This is a genomic window from Actinomadura sp. KC216, assembly GCF_004348535.1.
Classification (GTDB): Bacteria; Actinomycetota; Actinomycetes; order Streptosporangiales; family Streptosporangiaceae; genus Spirillospora.
The window spans coordinates 1-8,147 of the sequence record NZ_SMJX01000352.1 but is presented as its reverse complement, the minus strand read 5'-3'; the positions used below and the strand labels follow the sequence as shown (position 1 = coordinate 8,147).

Sequence of the window (8,147 nt, the reverse complement as noted above, 5' to 3'; positions counted from 1 at the left end):
CCCGATGTCCAGCCCCGAGCACCGGCCCTGCTGCCAGGCCCCGACCACCGACGACACCCCAAACCGCCCAGAGCTCAAAGAAAGCCCGGAAAGCCCGGAGGGCGCGGAGGCCCCGGTCGTCGTGATCGACCCGGACGGCGCCGACCCGCACGGCGAGATGGCGCGGCTGCGCGCCGCCGGACCGGTCGTGCGGATCGCGCTGCCCGGCCTGCCCGACGACGTGCACGCCTGGACGGTCACCCGCCAGGACCTACTCGGCACCCTCAGCCGCGACCGCTCCATCTCCCGCAACATCAACCGGCACTGGGCCGCCTACCGCGACGGCCGGGTCCCCGACGACTGGCCGCTGGCGGGAATGTTCCTCGGCCTGGACAACATGTTCTTCCTCGACGACCCGCAGCACCGGCGGCTGCGGAACCTGGTCAGCGGCGTGTTCACCGCCCGCCGCGTGCACGACCTGACCGGCGACATCACCCGCATCGTCGGCGAGGCGCTGGACGCGCTGCCCGGCCACCGCGACCAACACGGCGCGGTCGACCTGCGCGCCCACTTCGCCTACACGGTGCCGATGGGCGTGATCTGCCACCTGCTCGGCATCCCCGACCCCGTGCGGCCCCGGTTCCGCGCCATAGTCGACGTTCTACTCCGCAGCGACGACACCAAGACCGCATGGGACGCCGCCGCAGCCGAGACCAGTCGCCTGGAACTGCTCGACGACCTCGTCGAGCTGCGCCGCGCCGCACCCGGCACCGACCTGACCAGCGACCTGATCACCGCCTGGGACACCGGCGCCCGAGACGGTGAGGCAGAGGGCCTGTCGCACCGCCGACTGCTGGACACCCTGTGGATGCTGGTGGTCGCCGGACACGAAACCACCTTCTCCCTGATCACCAACGCGGTCCGCGCCCTGCTCACCCACCCCGACGTCCGCGCCCGCGTCCCCGCCTTCGAGGCCGACGACTGGTCCGCGGTCGTGGAGGAGACCCTGCGGTGGGACGGCGTCATCAACTACCTCGCCGCCGGCTGCACCACCACCCCCCTCACCATCGGCGGCGTCACCATCCCCGTCGGGCAGCTGCTGGTCGGGATGTACGGCGGCGTCGGCCGCGACGCGGGCGTCCACGGCCCCACCGCGCACCTGTTCGACCCCGCCCGCGCCGACCACACCCATCTGGCGTTCGGCGTCGGCGCGCACTACTGCCTCGGCGCCCCGCTCGCCCGCGCCGAAACCCGCATCGCCTTGGGCGAGCTGTTCGCCCGCTACCCCGACCTGCATCTGGCCGCACCGCCTGACCAGCTCGTCCAGGTCCCCTCGCTGTTCACCAACTGCCCGCGCGAACTCCCCGTCGGGTTGGAGCTCCTGCCGTCCCCGGCCGCGTGAGCGTCGTGCACCCGCCGTCCACACCATCCCCGGCCACACCATCTCCGGCGACTCAGAAAGAGCACGCCGCACGAGGCCCACCCCAGCCTCGCCCTACGCCACAGCCCAGCGACACCCCCCGAGCGCCGCCCGGCGGCGCCGCCGCAGGCGACCGCGATCCAAGACCCGCGGAGCCTTGGGCAGCGGCCGTCCCTGCTTCCACAAGCCCACGCTGGGGGACGACCGTGACCATTGCGACCCTAGAAAGCGACACCCTTTGTCTTTGCCGACCAAACCAACCACAGCCGCGCTGACCAGCGTGGCGGTGCTGGGCATCAGCGCCGCCGCGTTCGCGCTGGCCACCGGCACCGGCCCGGTGAGCCGACAGGCCGCGCCAGCGGGCGCGTCCACGCCCGCCGCCGCGGCGAGCATCGCGCGGCAGCTGGCCGCCGGAGTGCTCCCGCTGCGCGGGCCACGGCGCATCACCCACGCCGACCTCAACGCCGCGCGCGCCCTGGCCCCCACCACCGGCTCGCTCACGAACCCGTCCGCGAGCCCGACCACAGGCACGGGTCCGGGAACGGGGAAGGCGCCGCCCACGACGGCCGAGTGCCGAGCCGCCTACGGGGCGCCCTGCTACTCGGTCCGGCAGCTGGCCCGTGCCTACGGAGTGAACGGCGCGCACCGGGCCGGGTGGACCGGCCGCGGCGCGACCGTCGTGTTGCCGATCTGGCACAGCGTGCCGGAGAAGACGCTGCGGCACGACCTCGGCGTGTTCTCGGCGGCCTACGGGCTGCCGAAGGTGGACCTGGAGTACCGCGCCACCGGGCCGATCACGCCGATGCCGCCGCCCGACGCGCCGGATGCTCCCTGGCGGTACGCCATCGCCGAGGAGACCGTGCTGGACGCCAGCATGATCCACGCGATGGCCCCGCACGCCCGCATCGTGGCGATCGCCACCCCCGAGACGCCCACCGACGGCGGCTACGCCGACATCCTGGACGCCGTGCGCGACTACGCCGCCGCCCACCCCGGCGCGATCGTGTCGATGTCGTACGGCACGTACGAGTCCGATCTGCCCACCGCGACGCTCACCCGGCTGAACCAGCAGCTCAGCCAGATCATTAGCGCCCGCAAGCTCACGGTCACGGTGTCCAACGGCGACACCGGCAACACCTCCGGGCAGAGCACCGCGCCCAACGTGCCCTGGCCCGCCAGCTCCCCGGACGTCCTGGCCGTCGGCGGCACCCAAGTCGACCTGGACGACCACGGGCGGCGGCGCTCACCCGACACCGTCTGGGGTGACCCGCACGGGCTGGGAAGGGCCACCGGCGGCGGCCTGTCGAAGGTGTTCACCCGCCCGGCGTTCCAGGACCGCTACGCCCACCTGGTCGGCGGGCACCGCGGCACCAGCGACGTGGCCGCCAACGGCTCGGGCGACAGCCGCATGATCATCTACTCCACCTACAACGTGCTCCAAGGCAAGATCAACCGGGACGGGGGCTGGTGGCCCGCGGCCGGCACCTCGGTGTCGGCGCCACTGTGGGCCGGTGTGCTGGGGCTGGTCCGCCAGGCCGCACGCCAGCCGCTCGGCCGGATCAACCCCGCCCTGTACGGGCTGGTGGCCGCCACCGGCACCCGCACCGGCATCGCCGACGTCACCCAAGGCTCCAACGCCGTCCCCGGAAACCCAGGTTTCCCGGCGGGGCTCAAGTGGGACGTGCCGTCGGGCAACGGAACCATCGGCAACGCCAGATGGCTGGTCCCGGCACTGGCCATCGCCGCGCGGCGCACCAGCACCTGACCGGGCGAGCCGACCCGCGGGCCGCCCGCGGCCTGCGGGTCGGCCCTGCGGCCCCGGTCCCGTGACCGGTGCGCCACCAGAACCGGCCGCGACCCCCCTTTTTTTTGGGCCGCCGTCTGGGCCGTCCCGAGCCGTGTCGGCGCTCCTGACCAGCAATGACGAAAGCCCCATCGAGAAACCGGAGGAATCCCGCCATGGCCAAACCGGTACACGCCGCCGAAAAGGCCCAGTTCGTCGAACTGTTCGCCGCCGGGCACACCATCGCGCAGATCGCCCAAGACCTGGAGCGCTCACCGCAGACCGTCCAGGAGCATCTGGCCGCCGCCGGGAAGATCGACCGCAAGCCGCCCCGGGGCGTCACCGCCGAGCAGATCAAGGCGGTGACGGCCGCCTACGTCAACGACCGGCTGAGCATGCGCAGGTGCGCCGCCGAGTTCGGCATGCCGGTGGGCACCGTGCGTAGAACGCTGCTGTTCGCAGGGGTGCCGCTGACCCCCCCCGTCTCGGCGGCAGGGCACCTGATCACCGGCCACGCCGTGCACCACCACCGATCGCCCGCCATCGATCCACCCGCCGGAGCCGGGCGATCGGTCGGCAGCCGGTCCCCGGGAATCCATCCCGTCCGCGCCGGATGCCGCCCGCCAGGACGGGGCCCGACCGCCCAGCAACGACCTCTTGATCAGCACTTTGGAGAAGCCTTGAGGAATTTCGCCGCCACCGGCAACGGCCCCTATCACCCCCGCGACCAGCACGCGAACCGCCGCCCGTCGCCCGGCACCGGCCGCCCCACTCCCGGCCTGGACGCCTCCCAGAGCCCAGCAGTTGAGCGGCTGCTGACGGCCCCCACCGACGAGCTGGGGTCGTGCACCGGCCTGTTGCCCTGCGACCTGGCCCGGCTCCGCGTCTGGTTGACCGCCCTGGCCGCGGCGATGCGCCGGTACCGGTGCCCGCTGGCCCGCCGGGTGCGCCGCGTGCGCGCCAGGAGATGAGCGTGGACACCGACCTGCCACCACCGCCGAGGTCGGCGCCAGGCGACCCGTTGGCGGTGCTCGACCACCGATGACCCCAGCAGCCCTTCCGCGAGGTCATCGGCCATCGCCAGAGCCCAGCATCTCCCCGTCCACGAACCGGAGTCCTGTCATGCCGAGATCCCGACTAACGCGCAACGAGATCATCAGCGCGCAATGCCAGAACACCATCACCACCTCCGTCGATGGTGATCATTTCGGCGCGTACGAGGTCTTCGCCGCGATGCAGGATCGCCGCGACTTCCCCGAGGTCGGGCCGATCATGGCGGAGTCCCTGATCAAATTCATCCAGCGTCGCTGCCGAGCCCTGGGCGCCGTGACCGGCGACGACGTCCCCGATGTCGCCCGTTTCCTGCCCGACGAGCGCAAGGGCGTCGCCCTCGCCCGCGAGGCGGTGCCCGGCATGACCGCGCAGTCCATGGTGGAGGTCCGCCGGATCCATCGCACCAACGCCCGCTTCGCCCGGGAGCTGGTCGAAACCTACGCCTCGCAGGGCCGGGATAGGGCCCGCGAGCTCTATCAGCAGCGGGCCGCGGTCGAAAACGGTGCCCAGAACCTGCTGATGATGCTGTGGGGCACGGCGATCAACGTGCAACACCAGATGCGAGCGGCCACGCGAGCGGCCAAGGCCTGCGGCCTTGACCGGTGACGGGTCTAGCGGCCGTGCCGCGCCGGCCCGAGCGCCGCGCGCCGCCGAAATCGCCGGTTCCGCTCGCTCGGCGAACCCGCCCGTCCGACTGCTCGACCTGGACCCGCGCGTGCTGAGCCCGGTCAGGCAGCCCGGCCATCAGGGACGCGGCCGGTCCCCGTGACCACCCGTGCCGCCAACCCGTGCCACCGAGCGCAGGGCGGCGGGCACGCCGCCAGCCGCGGCCAACAACTCCGTGTCCGTGAACGTAGCGAAGAGGAATCGACGAGTCCGATGAACATCGCCTCACCCGCCCAGCCACCCGACCAGGTCGCCGGTCCGCGCGAGCTCATCCCGCGGCGGGTGCTGTCCGGCCCCCCTGACCGGCTCAACCCCGCATTGTCGCCGGACGGGCGGCTGCTCGGCTTCGCCGCCCCGCTCCAGGGGGTGATGAACGTATGGATCCAGCCGGTGGACGGCTCGGCCCCGGCCCGCCCCGTCACCCATGACCAGGGACGTGGCATCACCGAATTCACCCTGTGCGCCGATGGACGGCTACTCATCCGCCAGGACACAGACGGCGACGAGAACTGGCGGCTTTCCCTGCTCGACCTGCCGGACCAGTTCGATGAGCAGCCCGACGAGCAGCCCCGGCCCCGGCTGGTCACGCCCGAGCACGGTGACCACGGCCCCGTCCAGGCCAAGGTCGTGGCCTACCACCCGCAATGGCACCCCGATCAGATGCTCATCGCGGCCAACGTCGGGGACCCAGAGCTGCACGACCTCTACCGGCTGGACCTGACCAGTGGCGAGCTGCGCCTGGTCGAGTCCAACCCCGGGCATGACGGGGACCCGCCGTTCACCGAATGGCTGGTCGACACCGATCTGCACGTCCGCGGCGGCATGGCCCCCAACCCCGACGGCAGCTGCACGGTGCACGTCTGCGACGAGCCGGGCGGGCCGTGGCGGCCGCTGCTCCACCTGCCCGTCGACGACGTCTCTCTCGACACGCGCATCGACTTCACCCGCGACGGCACCAGGCTGATCATGGGCACCTCGGTGCAGGCCAAGGCCCTCAGGCTCGCCTACGTTGACGTCTGCGACGGGGCGATCACCACGATCGACGCCGACCCCGACCACGACGTCGTCCAGGCGTGGCTGGACCCGGACCGCGTCGAGCCGGTCGTGGCGGTCTACGCCCCCGACCGCAACCGCTATCAGGTCCTCGACCCGGAGTTCAGCACCGATCTGGACGATTTGACCGCGCTGGATGACGGTGATGTGAGCGTGACCGGGTGGGCCCGCGGTGGGCGGCTGCTGCTCGCCGAGACCACCGCCCCGCACGCCCCCGTCCGCTACTACCTCTACGACCGCGACAGCAGGCAGGCGCAGCTCCTGTTCCACCAGCGCGACGACCTGACCCGGTACGCGCTCGCGCCGATGGAACCGTTCGAGCTGGTCGCCAGAGACGGGCTCGATCTGCGCGGCTACCTGACCCGCCCGCCGGGCGCGCCCGACGGGCCGCTGCCGACGGTGCTGGTGGTGCACGGCGGCCCCTGGGTCCGCGACCGGTGGGAGTTCCACCCCGAGGCGCAATGGCTGGCCAACCGCGGATACGCGGTAATCCAGGTCAACTACCGCGGATCCTCCGGCTACGGCACAGCCCACATGTCCGCCGGGGACCGCCAGTGGGGCCGGGCCATGCAGAACGACCTCCTCGACACCCTCACCCACTTCATCGACGAAGGAGTGGCCGACGCCGGACGGGCCGCGATCTACGGCGGCTCCTACGGCGGATACGCCGCGCTGTGCGGCGCGGTGTTCAACGGGGACGTGTTCAGCTGCGCGGTCGCGGCGTGCGCTCCCACCGACCTGACCACCCTGATCACCTCACTGCCGCCCTACGCCCAGCCGCTGCGCGAACAGCTCTACGCCCGCGTCGGCCACCCCGACCACGACGCCGACCGGCTCCGCAAGGTCTCCCCCGCCGCGAACGCCGACAACATCCGCATCCCGCTGCTGATCGCCCAAGGCAGAAACGACGTGCGCGTGACCGCGGCGCAGCGGGTCGACACGCTGATCGCCGCGCTGAACAGGCACGGAATCCCCTACCGCTACCTGGAGTTCGACGACGAGGGCCACGGACTCGTCCGACCGCAGAACCGCGAGACCTTCTACGCCGCGGTCGAGGAGTTCCTGGCCGAGCACCTCGGCGGAGCCTGCAGCCCGTCCTGACCGAAGCCGGCGCTCCGCGCCGAAATGACGAACGCTGTGCGGCCGGTCATCCCCCCGGAGTGACCGGCCGCACCGCCCAGACCGTACCGGATGCTCTCTGTGAACGATGCCGAACACATGGTGAAGGCGCTCGCTGTGCGGCCGCCCGACGCCACAGCACGCCCGCCTGCCCTCGCGCAGGCACGAACGGCCACGCGTCCGGGACAGTCGCGATGACCGGGCCGGGGCATCACAACGACTTCACCGGGGGCGACGGCGACGTCCACGCCGTCGTGCAGGCCGGCGCGGTCCACGGCGGGGTGCACCTCACCATGCCCGCGCCGCATCCGGCCGCGCTGCCCATCCCGGCTCAGCTGCGCGCGACGCCCGGCTGCTGGTCCGATCGCACCGATGAGCTGGACCTCCTGGACCGGTACGCCCAACCATGCGCCGATGCCGACCATGGCCAGACCCCCAGCACCGGCCACGACGACGCGCCGACCCTGGTGGTGATCACCGGCGCCGGAGGCGTCGGCAAAACCGCGCTGGCGCTGCGGTGGCTGCACCAGCTCCGCCCTCAGTATCGCGACGGGCAGCTGTTCACCGACCTGCGTGGGTTCTCCGGAATCCGCCCGGCCGACCCCGGCGAAGTCCTGGAAAGGTTCCTGCGCGCCCTGGGCATCAGCCCCGACCAGCTCCCCCGCGACGTCCACGAGCAAAGCGCACTGTTTCGATCGGTCACCGCCGAGCGGCGGCTGATCATCCTGCTCGACAACGCCGCATCGGCCGCCCAAGTCCGGCCGCTGCTGCCCGGCGCGGGCCGCTGCCTGGTCGTGGTCACCACCCGCCGGACCCTGCCCGGTCTGCGGGTCGAAGGCGCCCACTACCTGGACCTGCAGCCGCTGGACGAAACCGGTGCCCAGCAATTGCTGGACGCCATGGCCGGCGCCGACCGCGCCGCCGCCGACCCGGACGCCGCCCGCGCCCTGATCGCCCACTGCGGCCGGCTGCCGCTCGCGCTGACCGCCTGCGCGGCGCACCTGGCCACCCACCGCCACACCCCCATCGCCCGGCTCGTCACCCGCCTTAACGACGAACGCACCCGCCTGGCCC

At 72.5% G+C, this 8,147-nt stretch carries 6 protein-coding genes; all 6 read left to right on the top strand.

Annotated features, from left to right (window positions below):
- The coding region (locus E1264_RS36525; RefSeq protein ID WP_347813443.1) for a cytochrome P450 at positions 1–1,381 on the top strand (1,381 nt) is incomplete at its 5' end.
- Positions 1,382–1,643: 262 nt separating this feature from the next.
- Entirely contained in the window at positions 1,644–3,164 is a 1,521-nt protein-coding gene (locus tag E1264_RS36520) for a S53 family peptidase (protein ID WP_132181091.1), read from the top strand.
- A 194-nt stretch (positions 3,165–3,358) separates the two neighbouring features.
- Entirely contained in the window at positions 3,359–4,153 is a 795-nt protein-coding gene (locus E1264_RS36515) for a hypothetical protein (RefSeq protein ID WP_132181089.1), read from the top strand.
- A 151-nt stretch (positions 4,154–4,304) separates the two neighbouring features.
- A complete protein-coding gene (locus tag E1264_RS36510; RefSeq protein ID WP_132181087.1) occupies positions 4,305–4,841 on the top strand; it encodes a hypothetical protein in 537 nt (178 codons plus the stop codon).
- Between the two features lie 273 nt (positions 4,842–5,114).
- Positions 5,115–7,055 (top strand): S9 family peptidase, encoded by a 1,941-nt coding sequence (locus E1264_RS36505; protein WP_132181085.1) that lies wholly within the window; start codon positions 5,115–5,117, stop codon positions 7,053–7,055.
- A 212-nt stretch (positions 7,056–7,267) separates the two neighbouring features.
- On the top strand, positions 7,268–8,147 hold an 880-nt coding region (locus E1264_RS36500), incomplete at its 3' end, for an ATP-binding protein (protein WP_207936725.1).

Bases quoted from the DNA above. Each gene is read 5' to 3' on its own strand.
- E1264_RS36505 (WP_132181085.1), top strand. From the start codon at position 5,115: ATGAACATCGCCTCACCCGCCCAGCCACCCGACCAGGTCGCCGGTCCG.
- E1264_RS36510 (WP_132181087.1), top strand. From the start codon at position 4,305: ATGCCGAGATCCCGACTAACGCGCAACGAGATCATCAGCGCGCAATGC.
- E1264_RS36515 (WP_132181089.1), top strand. From the start codon at position 3,359: ATGGCCAAACCGGTACACGCCGCCGAAAAGGCCCAGTTCGTCGAACTG.